Origin of the sequence: Pseudoalteromonas sp. SR45-4 (genome assembly GCF_014163535.1) — a bacterium.
In the GTDB taxonomy this organism is placed as follows: domain Bacteria; phylum Pseudomonadota; class Gammaproteobacteria; order Enterobacterales; family Alteromonadaceae; genus Pseudoalteromonas; species Pseudoalteromonas nigrifaciens.
The window spans coordinates 197,709-221,841 of record NZ_JACJDO010000001.1 but is presented as its reverse complement, the minus strand read 5'-3'; the positions used below and the strand labels follow the sequence as shown (position 1 = coordinate 221,841).

Below are 24,133 nucleotides of genomic sequence, written 5' to 3'. Positions count from 1 at the left end.
CGTATTGGTAAAAATAATGTCCAGAGGAAGAAAACTAGAGTCTGTAAAAGACTATCAAAGAGCCCTTAAAAGTAAATATGGCATAGGAGAAGGATTTAATTATAAGCCATGGCTTCGAATTCAGGATGTCAAATCTCACGGAACGAGGTCACTAATTTTTGGACGAAAGTCTCAGCGTGAACATCATATGATGTCCTCAATTGAGGCTGAGCTCTTCTATTTGGCAGAGTTTTCTGACAGCGTTGTTGATATAAGAGAACAATTTCCTATCTTACCACTCAATTATACGCAAAAAGTGGCAAGTATGTTGGGTGTTAAGCATCCGACCCACCCTAATACCAAAGAACCTATAATTATGACTACGGATCAATTACTCACTATTGATTCTACTCAAGGTATTTCATATCACGCCATTTCAGTTAAGCCCGAAAGTGAATCGAATAAACAACGAGTACTAGAAAAAATTGATATTGAGCGAGTTTGCTGGGAACTCCTTGGAGTTAAGTTTAGCTACTTCACCGGTAACGAATTAACCAGAATTCAAAGTCGTAACCTTGACTGGGCATCAGCTCCTTTTCGCGAAAGCCCAACACGTTTTTCTGACGAACAGATAAGTAGTGCCCTAACTATTATAAATGTAGGGCAGGTTTTTTTCGAAGATCTTTGTAATAAACTTATTTCAATGAATATAGCGACACATGATGATTCTCAGTTACTTATTCGTTATTTAATTGCAGATAAATATATTGATGTGGATCTATCTTCAAATATTCCTGAATTAGGGATTATGGATGTAAAATCTATAGTGGTTATGGGTAAAGGTGCTATGAATGGAACTTCCTAGAAACAGTGTATGGGAGTTAAAAGACTCGGACTTAGCCGAAGATGGTCTATACCGAATTTTAGAAATTATGCTTGATGTTACATCGATCATTCTATTTCCTTTGAATACTAAATCGGTCACCACTCGCCCTTTTGCTGTCTCAATTGAAGCATTTACTGAACATGTAAAAAGTCGAAATGCTAGTAAAGCAGGTTTTAATCTTCCCAGTTTTCTTTTAGTTGCAGAGGAAAATATCGCAAAAGAACATATTACTCGTAGAGATAAAAACTATTCTCTAATTGAAGGAATTATTTCTGACCGAGCTTTTATTTTTGATTACGCAACTAAAAAACGAGTTTCACATCTTGCAAAACACGCGAAAAAAGTAGGGATAGATCGAAAGGCATTATCTCGACTTTTAATGCAATATTGGCGTTACGGTCAAGATAAAATGGCTCTTTTACCAGCATATAATAACAGTGGTGGTTTTGGGAAAGATAGGAAGCCAACCGATAAACCACTAGGATCACCGAAACAGCCAAGAACCCTTGCAGTTGAAAGGTCGGTTAAATATATAACGACTGATATAGATAAAAGTAAGTTTAAGAAAGCGCTAAAAAAGTACTACCTAAAACAGGCCGGTTTGACGTTATCAAAAACTTATAAAAATATGCTAAGAGATAGTTATGCTGATGAAATACGCATTGCGGATGCATGCTGTAAACCGCCAGTAGTTCCTACTCTGAAACAGTTTAGCTATTGGTCAAATAAAATATTTACGAAAGATGAAGTTATTAAAAGTAAAAGCACGGAAAATGATCACCTAAGGAATAAAAGAGGTTTATTAGGTAGCGTTATTCAAGATAGTTATTTGCCTGGGGCTCACTTTGAAATCGATGCAACAGTTGCTGATGTTCATATTGTTTCTGAGCTTGGCTCTCAATATGTATTAGGCCGACCAACAATTTACATTATCGTTGACAGAGCTAGTCGAATGATAGTTGGCATGCATGTTTCACTCTTCCATGCTTCATGGCGTGCAGCTAGGCAAGCATTATCAAACTGTTTTATGCCTAAATCACGTTACTGCGAAGAGTTTGGTGTTGATATAGATGATTCACAGTGGCCTTGCGCGCATATTCCAAAGGAGCTTGTTTGTGATAATGGTGAAATGATTGGCTTACAGCCTAAAAAAACGTTAAACCCGATGACTAAGCTTTCTTTCACCCCTCCTTACAGGCCGGATTGTAAGGGAGTGGTTGAGAAGCGCTTTGATATTTTAAATAAAGAAGTTATTCATGAATTTTTAGGTACCACTCGAGGTGGTAACATCATCAGGGGGAGTAGAGACCCTAGAAAGGATGCTATTTACACTCTAAAAGAAGTGACTGTTCAAATCATTAAAGCTGTTTTAGAGCATAATAAATCCATATTAGGTGACTTAGCTTTTTCAAGTCCGTTATTAGTTGAAAATGATTTATCTCCAACTCCCATCAATTATTGGAAGATCCATCTCGCTAAGCATAAACATGAACTTCAAGCCGCTCTACCTCATGATGTTATATCCCGCTTACTTCCCCCTACACAAGTTAGTATGACGCGTAATGGAATTCATTTTAATGGGTTGTATTATTCGAACAAAGAAATTGAAGAACGAAATTTAGCATCTGTTGCTAGATCATCAGGTCAATGGAAATTAGAAGCACGAATTGATGAAAATACAACTAATCACATTTATGTAAAACTAGATAAAAATAAAAATTTTGAGCTCTGTTATTTATCGCCACGTAGTCGCATGTTTATAGATAAATCGATGTATGAGTCTGAATTTATACAGGAATGGCTCGACTCAAAAAAAGAATTGACCCCTATAAGTGTTACATCTATAGATGATCACCAAAACCGTCATCATGTGACTAAAAACGCTAAAAAAAGAAGCTACAATGCTGAAAAGATAGCGTTTTCCGAAAAAACGAAGAATGTCCGCCAAAGACGTGAGGATGAGTTGCAAGCAACAACGAACGTACTTCAGCCAAAAATACAGAGCAATAAAAATATCGATACTACACCATCAGAAAACAGATCTGATAAGATCGTTTCTTTACCGGTTGGTAGAAAGAGAAGAACAAAAGGAGAGTCATCATGACAATAACTCAAGCTGTATACCATGATGCAATATTACCTGAACACAAAGGTAATCCCTTAATTGAAGCCCTTCCTCCTAAAATTGCTTGGCAAGTTGTTATGACTGTATTTTGTAATTATCCAGATTATGCTGAAGAAGTTTCTGAACACCCAAACCCATTAGTAAGAGAAGAATACCTAAATAGAATAGAAGAACTCAGGCAACCTTTGACTGACTATGAGTCTTGCTTCAGAGCAATAGAAAGAGCTATTAAAAAAGGATACTCAGCAAAAAATCCACTTAGCCCTACTACTACACAATATTTACATTATTTAGTTGATGAAAGGCCTGAAATTGAACCTAGAACTGGCTTTTTCCAGCCTAAAGGTGAGGGTTTAACGCTAATTGGTGAAAGTGGTGTAGGTAAATCGTCAATGCTTGAGCAAGTTCTTAATTACTTTCCTAATGTTATAGAGCATGATTCATACAAAGATTGTTCATTAACAGCACTAAAACAGGTTGTTTGGATAAAAGTTGATTGCCCAAGTAATTCTAGTGTAAGAGATTTATGTGAAGAAATTTTATCAGTATTAGACCTTTCATTAGATAGAGAAAAAACTAAGCCAGCAGGAACAATAGGTGCACTTGTTCGTCAATTAGAGCAGTGTATTAAATCTAGCTTTCTCGGGATGCTAATTATAGACGAGATGCAAAACTTACAGTTTAAACGAACAGGTGGTGAGAACAATCTGCTTAGGTTCTTACATCGATTAGTGAACAAATTAGGTGTGCCCCTCTTCTTTATTGGAAACCCCCCATTTGATCAAACTTTAATTAAAGAATTGAAAGCAGCTAGAAGAGCTGAAAGTGGATACCATCACACTATGTCTGTGCTTGCTAAGGACAGTGATTCATGGCGGGCGTTTATAACTCAACTTTGGAATTATCAATGGACTAATGTTTATACAGAACTATCAGAGGAACTCAATGACTCACTTCATAAACTTTCTGTTGGAAATATAGATATGGCAAGCCGGACTTATCGCGAAGCACAACGCTTAGTGATTGGAACTATTGATGAGCGGCTAACAGTATCAACACTCGAGGCTGGCAATGCATTAGCATGTGGTTTATCCCGACAAACCAATGAGATTCATGAACTAAAAAGTGTAATTACTTTACCAATAGGGAAACAGCGGCGTAGTACTAAAAAGGTTGAGACAGAAAGAGTGAGTACTATCGATAAAACTGGCGATATTACTAAACCGCAACATCCAGAATTTGCGGGTCAACTGATTGAATTAATAGGTGCTGTCGATTTAAACGACAGAGTAAAAGTTCGCGATATATTTCAACAAGCTAGTGGTTTAGAAGATCCAATTAGTTTTTTAAAACAAAAAAAGATGTTACTTGAAGATCCTTTATCAGAGTTATTTTGATGTGTTCAGAAAGCAGGCAGTAAGTCTGTTTGTAGTCTAAAATACATAGATTGTTTAACTTGAAACTCAAGATGAATGCAACTTCCTTTATCTTATCCTGATGAAATAATATTTAGCCGTATTGTGCGTCACTTTACATTGAGTGGCATGACTTGTGAAGGCTATCTATCAGATGTGTTTGGTAACCATAAAGTAACTATTCACCCTTATTTAACAGCGGGCCTTGAACAAGTCTGCAACAAGTTGAGTCACGAATTACCAATTGATGTTTTAAAAAAGCAAACATTAGCTCCTTTATTTATGTATTTTTTACCACTATACGAATCGACTATTTCCAACGCTTTAATTTTAGGTAAAGCAAGCGAGGCTATTCGGGCATGCCAACTATCCTGTGTTCGTGAAAAAGAGAAAATCTCTCTTAAGTTTTGTCCTGAATGTGCTAGAGAAAATACTCAGGAGTTTGGTACACCTTATTGGCATAGAAGTCACCAAATCCCAGGTGTAGAGTCCTGTTCCTTACATCGAGTTAAGTTAGAACATTTTCCGCTAGAGAGCCGCTCAAGATTAAACTATTACTTGCTACCCCCTTTAAATATTAGAGCTAGGCCAACTAACCAGCTTAGCTTTGAGTTTGCTCAATATGCGTATGAGGTATTAACTCAAGTAAGCCACAGTAGTAAACACTTTGATTTACTAGCCTTTAAAACCCAACTTCAAAAATTTGGGTATATAACGGATAAAGGGAGTTATCGTAGAAGTATGATTTTAAAAAGCTTGTATCTGCGTATTCCGGTGATGGTGAACACCGATTCCGGTTTTATCGTGAACACTTAAATTCCACGCATTGGGTTCATGACATTTTTAACCTAAGTGTTCACGATGGTCAATTTTAGATTGAATTTTTCTCATAGACTCTCCCTTTAATTTTATCCGATGAGCATTGTGCATTAGTCGATCTAAAATGGCATCGGCTAAGGTATTATCGCCGATGGATTGATGCCATTCTTCGGTGGGTAATTGACTGATGATGGCGGTTGATGAACTGCCGTGCCTATCATCCATGATCTCCATTAAGTCATTTCGTTGTGCCGCTTTAAGTGGCTCAAGCCCCCAATCATCTAAAACGAGTAAGTCGATCTTAGCGAGTGACTGTAACATTCGACTGTAAGTGCCATCTGCTTTGGCTTGTGTCAGCGCAAGCATCAACCTTGAGAGTCGGTAATATTTAACGCTGTAGCCTTTCATGCATCCTGTATGCGCAAGCGCACAAGTGATATAGGTTTTACCGCTACCGCAAGGGCCTGTGATGAGTAAGTTTTGTGATTTATTCAGCCAATCACATTGCAGTAGCGATGCCATCATCGATTGATTGAGACCTCGCGGGTGATGATAATCTATGTCTCTGGCGTTAGCGGCTAATTTAAGTTTTGCCGCTTTAAGTAAGCGTTGTTGTTTTCGGCTCTCTCGGTCTTGGGCTTCACTGTCTGCTAGCAGTTGTAGTCGCTCATCGAAGGACAACCCTTCATAAGTACTTGGTTGTTCTATTTGGCTCACTAAGGCGTTGGCCATACCACTGAGTTTGAGTTGACGAAGCTGAGTTATCGTTTGTTCTAACATAGAATTTCCTTACCTTAATGGAAGCTTTTAGGACCACGGATATTTTCATGGGATTGTGGCAATAACGTCGACGGCTCTTCTTGCGTTCGCGGCAATTTATCTTGGTTGCAACTGAGTATGTCTTTGATATGTTTTAACCGATATAAACTGTATTGATTGGCTATCGCACAGGCGTTATTGAGCCGATCGGCGGGATAGCTTCTTGATAGGTTGAGTAAGCCTAAGCACACACGATACGCTTGTTCTTCATGTTGTTTCTGTGCCAATTGTGCTTTCACCCAGAGCAAAACGTCATCTCCAATATCTTTCGCCCAATTCATTAAACGCCCTGGTGACCATTTATGATGCTTCTCATGCTTTACAGGCATGTGCTCGGATGTGGTGGTCATGCCCGGATGATATTTTCTCGGGTGACTGGTGATGCGTTTATGCTTGAAATAAGCCTCAATCAAGTTGTCTTTGGCATGAAGTTCAAGCTTTTCACCCACCAAGTGATGGGGTACCGAGTAAAGATGGTTATCATACTGAACGTGATAATCAATATTCGCTTTGACGTGTTTAATATCCGTGAATTGATAAGCAAGTTTGGGCATGGGCGCGAGGGCGGGTTTGTCGATTGACTCGAACCATGATTGTCGTGTCCCACTCAGTTGCTTAAAGGGCTTATTATTGACCTCAAGCAGTAAGGCTTTGATGCAATGGTTTAGCTCAGCTAATGAGAAAAAGGTTTGGTGTCGTAACTTGGCGAGTATCCAGCGTTCAATGATTTGCACGCCCACTTCGGCCTTGGCTTTATCTTGTGGTTTTCTGGGACGAGCAGGCACAATCACGGTGCCATAATGCGCGGCCAATTGCTGATAACTCGGGTTAACATCAGGGTCGTAGCGACACGCTTTACTGACACCACTGCGTAAATTATCGGGGATAACCATGTCAGGTATACCACCGATAAATTCAAATGCTCGCACGTGACTGCCGATCCAGTCGGGTAGACTTTGGCTCCAGGTTGCTTCACAAAATGTATAATTCGATGCGCCCATCACCGCCACGAATATCTGGGCGAACTTCACTTCACCCGTCGCATTACAAACAATGGGCATCGTTTGACCCGCATAATCGACAAAGAGTTTTTCTCCTGCTTTATGCACTTGTCGCATCGAACGTTTTTGCTTTTTAAGCCAGGTCATATAGCGATCGCAGAACTGAGAATAGCTGTAACAACGATTCGGATATTGCTGAGTATATTCTTCCCAGAGTAAGTTCTTGGTGACGCCTTTGCCCGTTAATTCTTTTCGAATGGCTGGCCAATCTGGCACTTCAAATCGCTGGGATGGCCGAGTGTCGGCGCGAGGATAGAACTGACTAGCAAGCACAGAATCATCAAGCTCGTCGGGCAGTGGCCAACTTAACGATAAAGCTCTGGCTTTAGTGAGTAGTTTTTGAATACCACCGACACTGATCTTAGTGCTGGCACTTATTTTTCTGACACTGAGTTGGGCAGCAAAATGTAGCCTCAACACTTCTCGAATTTTACGCATTGTGATCCTCTTAGTCGCCATATCCCTTCCTCAGTAATACAAAAAGGAAATAGCTTAACAAAGTAATTAATAATCAATGCGTTGAAATTGTACTGGTTTGGTGTGAACACCGATTCCGGAAAATCAGTCAAAAGTGTTCACGATAAAACCGGAATGAGCGTTCACGCTAAAACCAGAACGGGTGTTCACGATGGGCCGGAATCACTGTTCACGATGCTCCGGAATATGCATATCCATTCTCTCAAGGTTTAATTTATTATACTCGCGCTTTTTTTCCTAGCTCAGCTAAAGATTATCGTTATATTTCTTACTTACTATCAGGAAAAGTCACTCAGCACCCAATTAAATATCTTGTATTAGGTTTTTGGCTTTCTAAAAAACTATTTAATAAAACACAAAATGATATTTTACCGATTGATTCAAAATCAGTGACACAGATAGAAACTCAATGCATTGATTTGCTAAAGAAAGGTGAGTCAATGGCGAGTATTAGTAGGGTCACAAGAAAAAGTCGCTGCTATATAAAGGGCCTTGCATTGAGATTTAATATTTCGGTTAACCTTAAGCCGAAATATATAACAGAGCAGGTAAAACAGAGGGTATTGAATCTTGCTAAAAAAGGTTTTCACCGAAAAGCTATTGCGGCATTATTTCAAATATCCTCAGGAAGCGTCGAGCAAATCATCTCCTCTGAACCTAGTTTAGTTAAAAATAGAAAGCAATTTAGGTATGAGTCTAAAAGGCGAAGATATAAAGTAGAAATACTAAAATTCGTAAGGCATAACCCTTTTTCTATTAAGCAGGAAATAAAGAAGGGTTGCTATGCTGCTTATTATTGGCTTTATGTAAATGAAAAAAAGTGGCTATACCTAACTTTGCCTTCCCCCATTAAGCCAAAACCTCTAGCAAGGATTAATTGGGATAAAAGAGACAGAGAATTAGCTCCTCAAGTAGAAGCTATACTGAACAAATCTAAGGTTGTTATGTCTCGCACAAAATTAGATGAAGCTATTGGGGGGCATGGTTGGTTGACTAGGTACGCACATAAATTACCGTTGACGATGGCTGTTTTTCAAAAAATCAAATAGCATGCTACTTATAAATAAATGTGCTTCAGAGTCCTAAGTTATAAAACATCATTTGATGTCTAACTCATAATGATACATACTATTTCAATCCAATTAGAAAATGTCAATAGAATCAGATTTATCGAATGGACGAATTCAGTTTTGCACAGAAGCAGCGCCTAGCTTATATCGACTTTAAGCTCTATTTTACTGGGATGGTTACTCGCAGTGAAATCGTTAGTCATTTCGAATTAGGCCTTGCCGCAGCAACCAGAGATTTAAAATTCTACAAAGACAATGCGCCTGACAACATGGCCTATGACAATGTAGAAAAGAAATACTTCATCACAACGCAATTCAAGCCCATATTTAAACACGATGCTCGCCGCACGCTTATTAAGTTAGCAAATAACATTAGTGATGGCTTTGATTCTATTGGTGATACTTCATTCCCTATTGAATCACCAAGTCCGTTAAACGTACCTGATATTGATATTATCGCTAAGCTCTCTCAAGCAATCATCAATCATAAGGCTATTAGCGTTATATACACGTCTATAAGCAGTGGTTCAGGTGCTAGAGAACTTGTGCCTCATTCAATCGTAGATAATGGCTTACGTTGGCATTTAAGAGCGTATGATCGCAAATCAAAGTCATTCAGAGACTTTGTTTTAACTCGCATTACCAAAGTTACAATTCTCGCACAGACACCTTCTCCTGAAGAAGATAAATTAGAAGATCATCAATGGATGCGAATGGTGCCATTACAAATTATTCCACATCCAAATAACGTAAAGCATCCAACTGCCATAAAACTAGACTTTGGTATGGAAAAAGGCATGTTAGAAGTAAACGTGCGTGCCGCAATGGCAGGATATTTATTAAGGCGTTGGAACGTGGATTGTTCTGAAAGTGGTTCACTTTCAGGCCCAGAATACCAGCTCTATTTGAAAAACAGTCAAACATTATATGGTGCAGAAAATCTCGCCATTGCACCAGGCTATCAGCATAGCTAAACACTCATTAAAGAATTTAAAAAGGAAGTTAACCAACATGGTTGAACAACACAAAAAAGCATTAGAAAAACAACTCTGGAATATTGCCAATACCTTACGTGGCAACATGAGTGCCGATGAGTTTCGTGATTATATTTTAGGGTTTATCTTCTACAAATATTTGTCTGAGCGTATGGATTTATATGCTGATGAGCTACTAAAAGAAGATGGCATCAAATTTGATACAATTGATGAAAACACAGACGAAGGCAAAGAATATTTAGAAGCGGTTAAAGAAGAGGCTATCGACCATTTAGGTTACTTTTTAAAGCCTAACGAGCTATTTCATGTATTGGCGCAAAAAGGTGAAAACGGCGAGTTTATTTTAGAAGACTTATCTGAAGTGCTTAATCATATTGAACAAAGCACTATGGGTACTGCCGCAGAAGATGACTTTAACGGCTTGTTTGATGACTTAGATTTAACCTCAAACAAGTTAGGTAAAACAGAAAATGCTAAAAACGAGCTTATTTCAAAAGTACTAACTCACCTTGATGATATTGATTTTCTACACCATGAAACTGACATTGATGTACTGGGTGATGCTTATGAATACCTTATTGGTCAGTTTGCCTCAGGTGCTGGTAAAAAAGCCGGTGAATTCTATACACCACCTATGGTTTCAACATTACTCGCCAAGCTAGTGACACAAGGTAAAGATAAGCTTAAAAGCGTTTACGACCCAACTTGTGGTTCAGGCTCACTACTTTTAAAAGTGTCAAAAGAGATCAAACGAAAAGGTGGTGAAGTTGGCGGCTACTTTGGTCAAGAATCTAACCCAAGTACGTACAACTTAGCTCGTATGAACATGATTCTGCATGGTGTGCATTACCGTAATTTCGATATTCAGCAAGACGATACCCTTGAGCAACCACATCATGTTGAAAAGCGCTTTGAAGCCGTTGTCGCAAATCCACCTTTTTCTGCTGACTGGAGTGCATCAGCTGGCTTCTTAACAGACGAGCGATTTCAAGATTACGGTAAATTAGCACCTAAAAGTAAGGCTGATTTTGCCTTTGTTCAGCACATGGTTCATCAACTAGATGAAAATGGCACTATGGCGGTGGTTTTACCGCATGGTGTTTTATTTCGTGCTGGAACTGAAGGGCATATCCGTAAACACTTAATTAAAGATAAAAATTACCTAGATGCTGTTATTGGATTACCAGCGAATATCTTCTATGGCACAGGAATACCAACTTGTATTTTGGTGTTAAAAAAGAACCGTGGACATAAAGATAATATTTTGTTTGTAGACGCGAGCCAAAACTACGGTAAAGCTACAAATCAGAACTTTCTTCGTGATGAAGACCTCAATACTATTCTATGTGCAGTACAGAAAAGAGAATATTTGGATAAATTTGCTTATGTGGCTTCATATAAGGAAGTAGCAGAAGAAAATGAATTTAACTTAAATATTCCAAGATATGTTGATACGTTTGAAGAAGATGAACAAGTTCAACTAAATGATGTAGCAAAAAAACTAGCTAAAATTGAACAAGATTCAATAGATGTAGACCAACAAATTTTTAAGTTTACTCAAGAATTAGGCATTGATTTCCCTGTACTGGAGAATAAATGATGCAAGTTCTAAGGTTTAGTGAGTTTGAAACCCACATCGAAAATGGAAAAATAGGTGATTTAGTTGAAACCCTAAATTCTGGAGTGAGTGTTAATTCATATGATTACCCGATTGAAAATGACGAAAGTACTGGCATCCTAAAAACTAGTTCAATAGCAAACGGCTTTTTCTTTGTAGACGAAAACAAAAAGGTTATTGAAGGTGATCTTCAAAGAGTTAAAAATTCATTGAGGAAAGATACTATTTTAGTGAGTCGTATGAATACTCCAGCTTTAGTCGGTGAAGTTGGTTATATAGATAAGAATTACGATAATTTATTTGTACCAGATCGATTATGGGTCTTAAAAGCTAACTATAAGTGCTTTCCTAAATGGTTGACGTATATGCTTATTGCTCCAAGAACCAAAAGTGCAATTAAAAATAGAGCCACTGGTACAAGTGCTAGTATGAAAAACATTTCAAAGCCGAGTTTTTTGAATATAAAAATCCCAATACCATACTATGAAGAACAACAAAAAATCGCTAACTTCCTTTCTTCAGTAGATAAAAAGATCAGTTTACTTAAAGAAAAGCATGCTTTGCTCACCCAATATAAAAAAGGCATGATTCAAAAGCTATTCAAGCAAGAAATCCGTTTTAAAGATGAAAATGGCAATGCCTTTCCTGATTGGGAATTAAAGCCATTATCAAAATTAGCGGATAAAAATAGCCTTAAAAACAAAGATAATGCTGTTAATGCTGTACTAACCAACTCAGCTAAGAGTGGCATTGTAAATCAAGGCGATTATTTCAATAAAGATATCGCTAATCAAGGGAATTTAACGGGTTATACCGTTGTTGAAAAAAATGACTTCATTTACAACCCTAGAATTTCAGTGCTTGCGCCTGTTGGCCCTATAAAACGTAATCACATAGGGCAAGGTGTTATGTCGCCTCTATATACTGCTTTCCGCTTTAAAGATGAAAGCGTATTGGATTACTTAGAGCAATATTTTAATACGACTATGTGGCATCGATATATGCACAGCATTGCTAACTTCGGTGCAAGACATGACCGAATGAATATAACATCTGCTGATTTTTATGCTTTACCTATTCCGTTGCCTTGTGAAGATGAGCGAGAAAAAATAGTTAGTTTTATAAAAGCTCTTGAAACAAAAGTGAATGCGGTAAAAGAGCAAATCGAACTAACCGAAACCTTCAAAAAAGGTTTGTTGCAACAGATGTTTGTATAACTAAAGGATTAGATATGAAGATTGATATTGAGTACATAAAGGATATTTTAAACGTATTCCTAGAGGCTGAGACAGCCCATATCACTGTTAATGAGCTTAAAGAATCTGGTATTTCATATGAAGGTTCTGATGGAGATATCGACCAAAAGTTTTTGTTTCACTTTCAATTGCTCATAGAAAACCAACTTATAGGTAAACAGTCCCTGAGGTATGCAGACCTAAAAGATATGGGCTTTCAGCAATGCATGGGAGGCGAGTGGTCAGTATGTGCGCTAGATATTAGGTTAACTCAAACTGGTCATGACTTTGCTCAATCGCTTGCCAACAAAGAAGTTTTCTCCAAATTGAAGTCTGAATTTAAAGACTTTCCATTTAAGGTCATTTTTGACTCTGGCAGAAAATTATTAGAGCACGTTGCCAAAAAGAAAATGGATAAATTGTTAGAGAGCTAGCACAAGGAGTTAATGTGGCCTATCAGTCAGAACAAGAGTTAGAAGATAAATTAGTTGCTCAACTTGCTAAAAAAGTTGGCGGTAAGCAGCAATTTGAAAAGGCCAACATCACCGATGTTGAGTCACTAAGAGCTAACCTAAAGAAGCAGCTATCAAAGCTCAATGGCTTTGAAATAAGTGATAATGAGCTTAAGCAAATTCGTAATGCTTTAGCTAAAGGTAATGTGTTTGATAAAGCAAAAATACTACGTGATAGGCTGCAAATTAATAAAGATGATGGCACCGCAGGTTACATTCGTTTTATTGATAGTGATGTTGATAACAACCATTTTCAGGTAACGCAACAAGTTACCGTAGAAGGTCGTTATAAAAACCGTTATGACGTAACTATTTTGGTTAACGGTTTACCGCTTGTTCAAATAGAATTAAAACGCCGTGGTTTAGAGCTTAAAGAAGCGTTTAATCAAATTAATCGTTATCAGCGCCATTCTTACTGGGCTGAAGATGGCTTATTCCAATATGTACAGGTGTTTGTCATCTCTAATGGTGTAAATACTAAATACTACGCTAATAACCGCAAACAAAGCTTTAAACAAACCTTCTTTTGGGCAAAAGAAAATAACGACCGTTATACTGAATTAGATCAATTCGCTAAGGTGTTTTTAACGCCTCAACACTTAACTGACATGATCACTAAATACGTGGTACTGAACGAAACAGACCGCATATTAATGGTGATGCGCCCGTATCAAATATATGCCACCGAAGCGATTATTGACCGTGTAGCAGAGCGAGAACAGTTAAAAGCTAATAACGAATCAATAGAAAAGCAAAATGGTTATATTTGGCATACTACTGGCTCTGGTAAAACACTTACCTCATTTAAAACCGCCCAATTACTTACGGGTGATAGCGCCATTCACAAAGTGGTGTTTGTGGTTGACCGTAAAGATTTGGATTATCAAACCGCAAAAGAATTTAATAGCTTCATTAAAGGCTGTGTAGACGGAACTGACAAAACAAAAGTGTTAGTTGACCAGTTTACCGGTAAAGATGTTTATTACCTTGAAAAAGACGGTGAGCAGCAGTCATCAACTAAAGCCAAAGGCGGTAAAGTTAATACTCGCCGTAATGAAAAGCTGATAGTGACCACCATTCAAAAGCTTAATAACGCCATTAGCAATAAACGTTATTCAAGCCGCATGGAGCCAGTAAAAGACAAAAACGTGGTGTTTATTTTTGATGAATGTCACCGCAGTCAGTTTGGTGATACTCATCAACGTATTAGCCAATTTTTTACTAATCACCAAATGTTTGGTTTTACCGGTACGCCTATTTTTGCTGAAAATGCGGTGTCTAAATTTTCTCGTAAATACACCACCAGTGACTTGTTCCATAAGCCGCTGCACAAATACACTATTGTTGATGCGATTAAAGACGAAAACGTACTTAAGTTTAATGTTGAGTATGTGGGTCGCTACAAGAAAAAAGACAGCGCCAATGAAGTGGATATTGACGTTGAAGGTATCGACACTAAAGAGTTAATGGAGTCTGACGTTCGGTTAGAAAAAATAACCGATTACATTATTGCTCAGCATAATCGTAAAACCCATAGTAAAGCCTTTACGGGTATGTTTTGTGTTTCAAGCGTGTCTGCATTAATTAAGTACTATGAGCTTTTTGCAAAGAAAAAGGCAGAAGGTAAACACAACCTTAAAATCGCCACCATTTTCTCGTATGCCGCTAACGAAGAAGACCCAGATGCTGATGGCTTAGACGAAGTTGTATTGGATAAAGTTGCAGAACCTGAAGCAGTTTACAGCCATAGTCGAGATAAACTTGAAGAGTTTATTGGTGACTACAACAAAATGTTTGGCAGTAGTTATACAACTAAAGGTAGTGAGTCTTATTACAACTACTACAACGATATATCTAAAAAAGTGCGTGAGCGAAAAGTTGATATTTTGCTTGTGGTAAATATGTTTTTAACAGGGTTTGATAGTAAAACCTTAAATACCCTATATGTTGATAAGAACCTTAAGTATCACGGGTTAATTCAAGCGTATTCACGCACCAATCGCATTTTAAACGAGCAAAAGTCGCAAGGTAATATCATTAGCTTCCGTAACCTGAAAAAGCGCACAGATGATGCTTTAGCGCTGTTTTCAAATAAGGATGCAAAAGATACGGTGATCATGCCGCCGTATGAAGAATTCATTAAGATGTTTAACCTAGCGTTAGACCAAATGCAAACCATCGCACCTGACACGGCAAGTGTTGATAGCCTTGAAGATGAAAACGCTGAACTTGAATTTATTAAGGCATTCAGGGAGTTAATGCGTTTACGCAATGTGCTTTCTACCTTCGCTGATTTTAAGTTTGATGATGTCAGTATTCAAGAACAAGAATATGAAGACTATAAAAGTAAGTACTTAGATTTATACGACAAAGTTAAAACCAATACCGCCCCTGAAAAAGAGTCAATATTAGAAGAAATTGATTTTGAGCTTGAGCTACTAGCGATGGATGAAGTGAATGTAGCTTACATCTTAAAGCTGCTAAGCAAGCTTAAACAGTCTGACTCTAACGAGGAATACGAACAGCAGTATAAATCACTAATGCAAACCATTGGTGGAGACCCTGAACTGCGCAGTAAACAAGAGCTAATTGATAAATTCATTCAAGAAAATCTGCCTGATGTGCAATCAGCCGAAGAAGTTGACGATGCTTTTGCCGCCTATTGGGAAGTAGAAAAAGAAAAAGCCACCAAGGCAATGGCTGATGAAGAACATTTAATACCTGAAAACGTAAAAGAGCTTGTTGAACGCATGATATTCAGTAACCAAGAGCCTCTACGTGAAGACATAGTAGCCACTATGGAAAAACCACCAAGTGTATTACAGCGCAAAAAAGTAATACCAAGGCTTGCCGAGAAGTTTAAAGGCTTTGTTAACACATTTTATGGCGGGATGTAGCGCTTAATAAATATGTAGCTAATTTGATGATCGAAACAGTAAGGAAAATGTAAAGAATGGAACCAGTCACATTGGCAATTGGTGGATCGTCTTATTATGTTGCCACCAAATTTGTAGACCAATTTATATCTCAGGAGGGGTATAGCTGGTTTCGAAAGCAGCTTTTTCAAAAACAAAGATATGTAGACAGGCTCTATCAGCTTATTGAGGAAACCGCTTCAGAGTTTGAAGTTGAATATCCAACGGATTCTGACAAGGTTCCGTTCTATCAATCTCAGCCATTATTTGACGTGTTAAACGAATATATTTTGTTTAAAGAGTTTCCAGATAAAACTGAGGTAGTGAATAAGTTTAGTGATTATCCTAGTGTACTTCCCCCAACTCAAAAACAACTTGAACGTTTTTATGCGATCCTTGCGCTAAAGATAAACGAGTGTGAAACATTAAAAAAACTCCATATCGAAGAGACTTATAAGGAAAAGATATTCGATATCAATGAAGAGCTGATTCAAATAAAACTTCTATTACGTTCTATAGATGAGAAGCTCACGTTTCACCTAAACGATGATTGGTTAAATGAGAAAAATAGGCAAGCAATAGCTGACTTGGGTGGGCGCTACACACCTGAACTAAACTTAAAGCTAGAAATAGCAAAGATATTTGAGGGGCTTGGTAGGACTCAGAACTTTTCAGAACTCTTTTATTCACATATAGATGACTTTCTGATTAAAGGAAACAAGCTCTGTACGTGCGATGAAATATCCTCACAGCTATCTGTAATATCTAAATCTTTAACTGAAATTATAACTTTATATCAAGCAATTGATTTTTCTAAATTAACTAAAATACCAACAGATGAGTTTTGTAAGAATATTGCCTTCTGCAACAATGCAGTAGCAGAATCTGAATCGGTGCTGTGGAAACTGCGTGAAGAAGCAAAAGCAGCCGGAGAATCTAATGATTACAGTGACAAATACTCATCAATTTTAAGGGAACTTAGGGATTTTGATTATGAGTGTAACAAGTTAAGTACTTTCTTAAACTCCATAACAGTAAAATTGTCGAACAACCCATTTTTGCTTCTTGAGGGGGAAGCTGGTATTGGTAAGTCTCACTTACTTGCCGATATCGTTGAAACAAGGATTAAAACAGGTTCTCCATCTCTTTTCTTATTAGGGCAACAGCTCACTTCTGATGAATCTCCTTGGGTACAAATTTTTAAAAGGTTACAGGTCGATACTACATCCAATGATTTTCTAGAAAAGCTTAATTTGTATGCTCAAAAAAATAATAAAAGGATTTTAATATTTATTGATGCGATCAATGAAGGGAACGGCAACAAGTTTTGGGATGACAATATAAATAGTTTCGTTGAAGAAATTAAACGATTTGATTGGCTTGGTTTAATAATGTCAGTTAGGTCAACGTATAAGAATATTACTATTTCTGATGAGAATGTATCACGCAATAATTTTGAAACTCATGAGCATATTGGTTTCAAGAACGTTGAGCTGGAAGCTGTTAATTTATTCTATGACAATTACAATATAGAAAGGCCCTCTTCACCCAACTTAAACCCAGAATTCAAAAACCCGTTATTTTTGAAATTACTATGCGAAGGAGTTAAGAAAAGTGGATTAAGTAAAGTCCCAGTGGGTTTTCATGGGATTTCTAAAATTCTCAGTTTTTTCATTACTGGTGTCAACAAGTCGCTTGCCTCTCCTAAAAAGTATAATTTCAATTCCAGCTTTCCATTGGTTAATGATGCATTAAATGAACTAATCAAGCTTAAGGTGGGCTCAGGGGCTAAGAGTATACCTCTTAAAGATGCGCATGTTGCCGTCCAGTCCGTTGTTCAAGACTATGTTAACGATAAAACTTTTCTTAGCGCATTAATAGATGAAGGGTTGTTAACAAAAGGAATTACTCGAAACGACGAAAACGTTGTTGAAGAGGTAGTATATATATCTTTTGAAAGGTTTGATGACCATTTAACAGTAAACTACTTACTTGACGGCATTGAAAATATTGAAGATGAGTTTAAGACGGGAGGCCGTCTTAGAAGTTATTTTAAAGAAGAGTATGACTTTTACTACAACCAAGGAATTGTTGAGGCTCTTTCGATTCAATTACCTGAAAAATATAGAAAAGAACTCTACGAGTTATTGCCAGAGTTCAATGAGCATGATTACTTAATAAATTCTTTTATTAATAGTTTAGTTTGGAGAGAAATTTCTGCGATAGATTTCGAAAAACTTAAACCGTTTATAAATGACAAGGTACTTCAGTTTAGGGGGACATTTAGCGACTTTTTAGAAATACTGATTTCAATTTCAGGTATTGAAGGGCACCCATTTAATGCGAATTTCTTACATGATTGGTTATCTAAGCACCCCTTACCAAACAGAGATGCATTTTGGACTACTCAATTAAAATATAAGTACAGTGAAGACTCTACATTCAGACATCTAATAGATTGGGCTTGGGATGACTTTGATAAGAGTTACATATCTGATGATTCAATCGAGTTAGTCGCTACTGCGCTGTGTTGGTTTTTAACTTCAAGCAATCGAGAGTTGAGGGATTGTTCAACTAAAGCATTAGTTAACTTGCTAGAAAATAGAATTCCAGTATTGGTTAGGATAATCAATAAATTTGATGCCGTAGATGATCCTTATGTTTGGGAGAGAGTGTTAGCTGTTGCCTTAGGTTGTGTCATGCGAACAAAGGAACATCATGAGCTAGGTGCTGTAGCTGAAATAGTTTATACAAAGGTCTTTGATACAGAGGATGTATATCCAAATATCCTCTTAAGAGACTACGCAAGAGAGATTATAGAGTATGTTTCACACCTTGGGTTGATAACAGAAAATATTGAAGTGTCCAAAACTAAGCCCCCATACAAAAGTGAATGGCCTGATGACATACCAACTAAAGATGAGCTGAAAAGTCTTTATGATAAGAAAGACTACTGGGACTTGTGGGGTTCAGTTATGGGGGGCGGTGACTTCTCTAGGTACACCATAGGCACTAACTTTAATCATTCAGATTGGTCCGGGTGTAGATTTGGCCAATCCCCTGTAAATAGAGAAGAAATCTTTAACAATTTTAAGAGCGATTTACCTGAAAAGCAGCTTGAATTATTTAATTCATTAGACCCTATTATTTATGCTGAAGACTCTGATGATTTGGTTATAGGTGAAACTATAATCCGTATGGGGAGTGCTATTGGCAGAAAAACAGAAGAAGTACTATCTGCGAATAAATTAGCTTTTAAAGAATCTTTATCATCAGAATGGCTAGCTCTTTATGAAAGAGATATAGAGCCATACCTTGATCACAATAACAACCTATTAGATACAGATGCTCATTTTGACCTTAGGCTCGCTGAATGTTTTATTTTTAATCGTGTAATAGAGTTAGGCTGGTCTCCAGATAAGCATGGGGATTTTGATAGAAGTATAGGCACAGGTAGAGGGCGGCATGAATCCCACCAAGAACGAATAGGTAAAAAATATCAATGGATCGCATTTCATGAATTTATAGCAAGGCTTTCTGATAATTACATCCGCTATGAGGGATACGGTGATGAACGAGAAGAGTCTCCTTATCTAGGTCCTTGGGAGCCCTATGAAAGGGATATAGATCCAACAATTTTGCTTAAAAATACAGGGGGTAAATGCATACCTATTGAAGAAAAATGGTGGGTTAGTAAAGAAGCTTTTGAGTGGGATTGTACTTTTGAAAATTGGGTAAAAGATACTTCTACGTTGGATAACCCGCAGGGGTTGATTGAAGTAAAAGATAATAATGGTGGTGTTTGGCTTGTTCTGGAAAGTTACCCGTCTTGGAAAGAGCCTAAAGAAGTAGGTAAGGAAGACTGGGGACATCCACGGAAAGAAGTTTGGTGTCATCTTAGAAGTTACTTAGTTAAGTCATCTGAATATGAACATTTTAAAAACTGGGCTGAAAGCCAACATTATATGGGGCGATGGATGCCTGAAAGCACTGATAGATATCAGTTATTTAATAGGGAGTATTACTGGTCAGAGGCTTTTAAATTCTTTAAATCTGATTACTATAGTGGCTCGGACTGGGTAACAGTTACAGACAAAAAGACAAGGACTGAGATTGCTGATGTTGGTGTTACTACTATCGGTTATCGTTGGGAAGAAGAGTTCGATCAATCAAAGGCCGAAACTTTAAGTTTTCTTAAGCCAAGTTCTCTAATTTTTGACAATATGAAATTAAAACATGGTTCTCAAGAAGGTAGTTATATCGATGAGGCTAATAATATTGTTTGTTTCGCAGCTGAAGCTTTAAACGATACAAAAGCACATTTATTAGTTAAAAAAGAACCATTTTTAAAGATGCTAAAGGATAATGATTTGGAGGTTGTTTGGACCTTATTAGGTGAAAAAGGCGTGATTGGTGGCGCTCTTACTTCGAATCATCGCTATGGCCGCGTGGAGTTTAGTGGCTCTTTTCACATTGATGAAGGTAAAATAGAAGGAAAGCATAAGGTTTTCTCTACTAGATAAAACCTTTAAATCGAAGTGGAATAGTAATTAGCTTGGACAAAGTCGCTTGGTGTTAACAAATTAGCTTGGATGTATTTTGGTCAGATCTGATGGTCACATATGTGTCAAATTAGGACGTTTGAGATACCTAAATCTCTTGTTAGGCAGCGGGCGACTAATTCAACAGGTACTTTTATCAAAATTCTTAAGAGGTAAACGACAACTAAAGTATTTGATTTATGACTACTACTTACAACCAATAATTAAACCACAAGATATACAACGGATATTGAAGTGCTAGAAATAATACGAAGATCAGCAAATAATTTACCCCCAGGAATCATTGATATCCCTCTGTATAGCAAAGAAATTATAGAAGGACTTAGTGAAAGCGGTGTTAGTGCAAAGGAAGATTTCTACGATTTAAGGCTAGGTGAAATTAATAGTCTTGAGCGAAATAAAGATCACTCATTTTTTAATTGCAAAACTTGGAAAGAAGCGGTTGATAAACTTGAATGCAAAGATTGGGATGAAGTAAAAATCGTGAGCTGGTTCACAACTCCAATCTTTGATACTCCATTTCCTGTAGAAGACTCTAAATCTGAACTACGTATAGGTATTGTAGGAGGTGCAAGGTATTGCAAGTTGGGTAATCACCGCTTAGCGGCAGCAAAAGTTTGGATGTTCGATAAAAAACCAAAGAAGCCTACCTTACAAAAGGTTCATTACTATTACTATCCAGTAGAACCTACAGCAATTCCACTACTTAGGGACGGTTTAAGAAATAACGTTCATGTGAGCTTTGGTTTTGATGACAATGGCCTGAAGCATTTGTTTGTCCAGTACTCAAAGAAATGGAAACTATATCAATTAAGAAATGGATATGAACTTATTAAATCAGGAAGATACAAATTCACGGGTAAGTTACATACACAAAATTGTGCCTTGGCATTGATACCAAAAGCGCTCATTGCTGATATTCTCAATGACACATGGCCTAATATTTAAAAAAATAGTAAATCCGTATTAGCTTGGTCAGGATAAGGAAGTCAGTTTAATAACTATTTTGACCCAATAAAAAGTTTATTCTTAATTAAATGGCTGATTACTAGAACTAATTAACGTCCAATAATTTAACTTTGAATTATAGACGTTAATAATACAGAGAAAACTATAGCTTTATAGTAGGAGTTTATTGATTATATTACTTTTAATTACACCAGTCAGATTAAATGGCTAAGAACAATACTTACCTTTATTCGCCCCTGGATGAATCTTTACAGAGTTATTTATTCAGAACTCTAAAGGTTAATGGCTTTGATAACTTTTCAAGTATCCTTGTTCCAAATGTAGGATGGGGAGATAAGCCATCAATTTCTTTTGAAGCAAAGCATCTTTTGCTCAAAATTAATAAATCTTATTTACTAGGATTATTCGAAAATAGTATTCGAGTACTGGAAAATGAATCTGATTTCATTAACCATTTTGACTTCATAGCGCTTTACGAAAAAACATTTTTTCCTGTTAAGCCTACTAAATCTGCGGGTAAAGGCATTAGCATAAATTTTTGCCCTCATTGCATGAAAGAGCAAATAGTCACATATGGGTACTCATATTTCAAAAATTGCTGGAATAATCAAACATTTTGCTCAAAGCACTCGGCAACATTACTGGCAATAAAACCATCTCACTTAAGTCAGCTGATAAAAAATATCAATAATGTGTTGAGGTGCAAAGTAGACACTAATTTTACTTCTCCTTCTACAATAACAAAGCGTCCTTCAAAGGTAATTTCAGATCGCACTATAAAGTTCACTCCCTGTGCAAAAAGTCAGTTAATTAGCTGGGCTATAAAAACCTTAAAGCATTACCCTATAGGATATACAGATACATTTGACTATGGTTTATTAACAAAGAAGTCTCTAAAAGCCTTTAATTTAATAAAGCATCGACAAGAGATAATGTTAAATTGGGAGCTGTTTTATCAGCAATTAACAGTCTATGCCCATCAAGAGTTGATTAACTATATCAATTGCAACATGATTTTCGATAGAGCTCTGTATCAAAAGGATGGTATTCATAGTACATCAAAAGTTATATTAAAAAATAAAACTAAAAGCTGTAGTACGTGTATGCGGTTTTCATTTGAAGAATATAAAGCTTGCCCAAAGAATAAGTTAATTTTTAGTTCACTTGTAGACGATATGCCTGATGTTTTCGAGTTTCTTTATTTTTATAACAGCCCATGTACTTCAAAATATTACGAACTAAAAAGTGAGATAGAAGGTCACCAAAACAAGTTAGGTATAAGAACAGGAGAAATAGAAGTTAAAAGAGAAGTAGAACTATCTAAACACTTTAAAAAGTATGGTGGGAAGGAGGGGTTTTATGAAAACCTCCAAGATATTGTTATGAATATAACGATAGTCTGACGCGGGTTACGGGCAAACTTTATTGTCATTTATTTCTCTTACGGGCAAACTTTATTGTCACTGCACAAATATTTTAGGAACAATAAGTTAGCAGTTACAAGGTTAATTTAGTTTATTGGGTTTAACCGCTGATACTTTAGAGCTAACTTTTAAATAGCAGCGGATTTACTTAATGTGTTTTCATAGTGAGTTTTGGTTAAGTTGTCGCTAGCAACACAGACCTGATCTCGCCCTTGTAATTTTGCTTTATAAAGCGCTTTATCGGCGCGCTCTAAAAGATGCAAAGCAGTGTCGTCAACATGCGCTTTAGCTATACCAATACTGATAGTTAACGCTCTATTATCGATTAAATGAGTGGCAATAAACGCTCTGAGCTCTTCAGCTTCGTTAATTGCGTTATCTAGGCTGCTATCTCGAAGAATAATAGTAAACTCTTCTCCGCCCCAGCGTGCAATTAATGCACTATTTGTAAGCTTGTTTTGTAAAATATTGGCAAACTCACTAAGCACGTTATCACCCGCTAAATGGCCATAAGTATCGTTTACTTTTTTAAAGTGATCTATGTCGCAAATCATCACTATATTTGATTTTCGCTCATTATTATTTTCACTCAGTAATTGCGACAATTCAAAATCAAATTTTTGCCTGTTATATAGCCCGGTGAGCTTATCGGTTTCGGCTAGCTGTTTTATTTCGGCATTGCGCTTCGAAAGATGAGAGTAAGCCGAAAAACGCGTTTTTTCATAAAACCTAAATAATAAAACATGCGCAATAGACACTTCAATAAAATTAAATAATGCAGATAAACCTATGGTAATTGATAGTTGTTGCTGTAAGTAAACTAGATAGGCACAAATACCAAAAGCAATGCTACTTAATATACTTCCCCAATTACGCCCAACTAAAAAAAAAGTAAAAGGCGGAATAAGTGTTGCCCAAAATAATGAATGAGCATGACCCTTTGCCGATACTATAAAGAGCATTATTAAGCCAACTATCATTAATGCAACAACCCAAGCAGCTTTACTAACCTGGGCTGTTTTATTAAACCATATACAAATACTTAATGAGGCTATAAGTCCTAAGGCATCAATAAGTGCAATATCGTAACTCGAAAAATAAAAAACATTTAGTAAGGTTAAAATTAAAAAGTAGCAGCAGCAGATTAATAAAGAATGTGCAATTAAGCGTGTTCGCCAGTAATCCTTATGATCTCTAGGGTATTGCGGAAATTCTTTATACCAAAAATGTAGCATCAAATAACGACTTAATA

General features: G+C 37.0%; 16 protein-coding genes. 13 read left to right on the top strand and 3 right to left on the bottom strand.

The genetic code is table 11. The annotated features are described in order from the left end of the window. Window positions 1–16 precede the first annotated feature (16 nt). The 4 genes from H5058_RS01010 to H5058_RS00995 all read left to right on the top strand — a co-directional run bounded on the left by H5058_RS01010 (window position 17) and on the right by H5058_RS00995 (window position 5,221). Window positions 17–844, top strand: a complete 828-nt coding sequence (locus H5058_RS01010; RefSeq protein WP_182676571.1) for a TnsA endonuclease N-terminal domain-containing protein — start codon at window positions 17–19, stop codon at window positions 842–844. Further along, window positions 831–2,969 carry a DDE-type integrase/transposase/recombinase gene (locus H5058_RS01005; RefSeq protein ID WP_182676569.1) on the top strand — a complete coding sequence of 713 codons (2,139 nt, stop codon included), beginning with the start codon at window positions 831–833 and terminating at the stop codon, window positions 2,967–2,969. Before H5058_RS01010 ends, H5058_RS01005 begins: the two co-directional genes overlap by 14 nt. Next, window positions 2,966–4,387: an ATP-binding protein gene (locus H5058_RS01000; RefSeq protein ID WP_182676567.1), complete on the top strand. Its 1,422-nt coding sequence runs from the start codon at window positions 2,966–2,968 to the stop codon at window positions 4,385–4,387. Before H5058_RS01005 ends, H5058_RS01000 begins: the two co-directional genes overlap by 4 nt. Window positions 4,388–4,462: 75 nt before the next feature. Beyond that, window positions 4,463–5,221 carry a TniQ family protein gene (locus H5058_RS00995; RefSeq protein ID WP_182676565.1) on the top strand — a complete coding sequence of 253 codons (759 nt, stop codon included), beginning with the start codon at window positions 4,463–4,465 and terminating at the stop codon, window positions 5,219–5,221. 27 nt (window positions 5,222–5,248) lie between these two features. Here H5058_RS00995 and istB read toward each other — a convergent pair whose 3' ends face one another. Then, window positions 5,249–6,004: an IS21-like element helper ATPase IstB gene (gene istB, locus H5058_RS00990; protein ID WP_024603886.1), complete on the bottom strand. Its 756-nt coding sequence runs from the start codon at window positions 6,002–6,004 to the stop codon at window positions 5,249–5,251. Between the two features lie 14 nt (window positions 6,005–6,018). Beyond that, window positions 6,019–7,563 carry an IS21 family transposase gene (gene istA, locus H5058_RS00985; protein WP_182676563.1) on the bottom strand — a complete coding sequence of 515 codons (1,545 nt, stop codon included), beginning with the start codon at window positions 7,561–7,563 and terminating at the stop codon, window positions 6,019–6,021. A gap of 458 nt (window positions 7,564–8,021) precedes the next feature. Here istA and H5058_RS00980 point away from each other — a divergent pair, with 458 nt between their 5' ends. The 9 genes from H5058_RS00980 (at window position 8,022) to H5058_RS00940 (ending at window position 22,860) form a co-directional block, all read left to right on the top strand. Further along, complete coding sequence (locus H5058_RS00980; protein WP_404936285.1) at window positions 8,022–8,630, top strand: TnsD family Tn7-like transposition protein; 609 nt, start codon at window positions 8,022–8,024, stop codon at window positions 8,628–8,630. 125 nt (window positions 8,631–8,755) lie between these two features. Then, the gene (locus H5058_RS00975; protein WP_182676561.1) at window positions 8,756–9,625 is read left to right on the top strand and encodes a WYL domain-containing protein; all 870 of its coding nucleotides are present in this window, start codon (window positions 8,756–8,758) and stop codon (window positions 9,623–9,625) included. A gap of 37 nt (window positions 9,626–9,662) precedes the next feature. Continuing rightward, the gene (locus H5058_RS00970) at window positions 9,663–11,246 is read left to right on the top strand and encodes a type I restriction-modification system subunit M (protein ID WP_182676559.1); all 1,584 of its coding nucleotides are present in this window, start codon (window positions 9,663–9,665) and stop codon (window positions 11,244–11,246) included. Then, the gene (locus H5058_RS00965) at window positions 11,243–12,481 is read left to right on the top strand and encodes a restriction endonuclease subunit S (RefSeq protein WP_182676557.1); all 1,239 of its coding nucleotides are present in this window, start codon (window positions 11,243–11,245) and stop codon (window positions 12,479–12,481) included. The genes H5058_RS00970 and H5058_RS00965 overlap by 4 nt, the downstream gene beginning before the upstream one ends. 14 nt (window positions 12,482–12,495) lie before the next feature. Beyond that, on the top strand, window positions 12,496–12,933 hold the full coding sequence (locus H5058_RS00960; RefSeq protein WP_182676555.1) for a DUF2513 domain-containing protein: 438 nt from the start codon (window positions 12,496–12,498) through the stop codon (window positions 12,931–12,933). Window positions 12,934–12,947: 14 nt separating this feature from the next. Next, window positions 12,948–15,908: a type I restriction endonuclease subunit R gene (locus tag H5058_RS00955; protein ID WP_182676553.1), complete on the top strand. Its 2,961-nt coding sequence runs from the start codon at window positions 12,948–12,950 to the stop codon at window positions 15,906–15,908. Between the two features lie 56 nt (window positions 15,909–15,964). Further along, window positions 15,965–20,449: an AVAST type 2 anti-phage system protein Avs2 gene (gene avs2, locus H5058_RS00950; protein ID WP_182676551.1), complete on the top strand. Its 4,485-nt coding sequence runs from the start codon at window positions 15,965–15,967 to the stop codon at window positions 20,447–20,449. 273 nt (window positions 20,450–20,722) lie between these two features. Further along, window positions 20,723–21,436, top strand: a complete 714-nt coding sequence (locus H5058_RS00945; protein ID WP_182676549.1) for a hypothetical protein — start codon at window positions 20,723–20,725, stop codon at window positions 21,434–21,436. A gap of 224 nt (window positions 21,437–21,660) precedes the next feature. Then, the gene (locus tag H5058_RS00940) at window positions 21,661–22,860 is read left to right on the top strand and encodes a hypothetical protein (protein WP_182676547.1); all 1,200 of its coding nucleotides are present in this window, start codon (window positions 21,661–21,663) and stop codon (window positions 22,858–22,860) included. Window positions 22,861–23,009: 149 nt separating this feature from the next. On the opposite strand, the gene H5058_RS00935 is transcribed toward H5058_RS00940, so the two are convergent. Then, the gene (locus H5058_RS00935) at window positions 23,010–24,116 is read right to left on the bottom strand and encodes a GGDEF domain-containing protein (RefSeq protein ID WP_179806931.1); all 1,107 of its coding nucleotides are present in this window, start codon (window positions 24,114–24,116) and stop codon (window positions 23,010–23,012) included. Between the last annotated feature and the right edge of the window lie 17 nt (window positions 24,117–24,133).

Bases quoted from the DNA above. Each gene is read 5' to 3' on its own strand.
- H5058_RS01010 (WP_182676571.1), top strand. From the start codon at position 17: ATGTCCAGAGGAAGAAAACTAGAGTCTGTAAAAGACTATCAAAGAGCC.
- H5058_RS01005 (WP_182676569.1), top strand. From the start codon at position 831: ATGGAACTTCCTAGAAACAGTGTATGGGAGTTAAAAGACTCGGACTTA.
- H5058_RS01000 (WP_182676567.1), top strand. From the start codon at position 2,966: ATGACAATAACTCAAGCTGTATACCATGATGCAATATTACCTGAACAC.
- H5058_RS00995 (WP_182676565.1), top strand. From the start codon at position 4,463: ATGCAACTTCCTTTATCTTATCCTGATGAAATAATATTTAGCCGTATT.
- istB (WP_024603886.1), bottom strand. From the start codon at position 6,004: ATGTTAGAACAAACGATAACTCAGCTTCGTCAACTCAAACTCAGTGGT.
- istA (WP_182676563.1), bottom strand. From the start codon at position 7,563: ATGGCGACTAAGAGGATCACAATGCGTAAAATTCGAGAAGTGTTGAGG.
- H5058_RS00980 (WP_404936285.1), top strand. From the start codon at position 8,022: ATGGCGAGTATTAGTAGGGTCACAAGAAAAAGTCGCTGCTATATAAAG.
- H5058_RS00975 (WP_182676561.1), top strand. From the start codon at position 8,756: ATGGACGAATTCAGTTTTGCACAGAAGCAGCGCCTAGCTTATATCGAC.
- H5058_RS00970 (WP_182676559.1), top strand. From the start codon at position 9,663: ATGGTTGAACAACACAAAAAAGCATTAGAAAAACAACTCTGGAATATT.
- H5058_RS00965 (WP_182676557.1), top strand. From the start codon at position 11,243: ATGATGCAAGTTCTAAGGTTTAGTGAGTTTGAAACCCACATCGAAAAT.
- H5058_RS00960 (WP_182676555.1), top strand. From the start codon at position 12,496: ATGAAGATTGATATTGAGTACATAAAGGATATTTTAAACGTATTCCTA.
- avs2 (WP_182676551.1), top strand. From the start codon at position 15,965: ATGGAACCAGTCACATTGGCAATTGGTGGATCGTCTTATTATGTTGCC.
- H5058_RS00940 (WP_182676547.1), top strand. From the start codon at position 21,661: ATGGCTAAGAACAATACTTACCTTTATTCGCCCCTGGATGAATCTTTA.
- H5058_RS00935 (WP_179806931.1), bottom strand. From the start codon at position 24,116: ATGCTACATTTTTGGTATAAAGAATTTCCGCAATACCCTAGAGATCAT.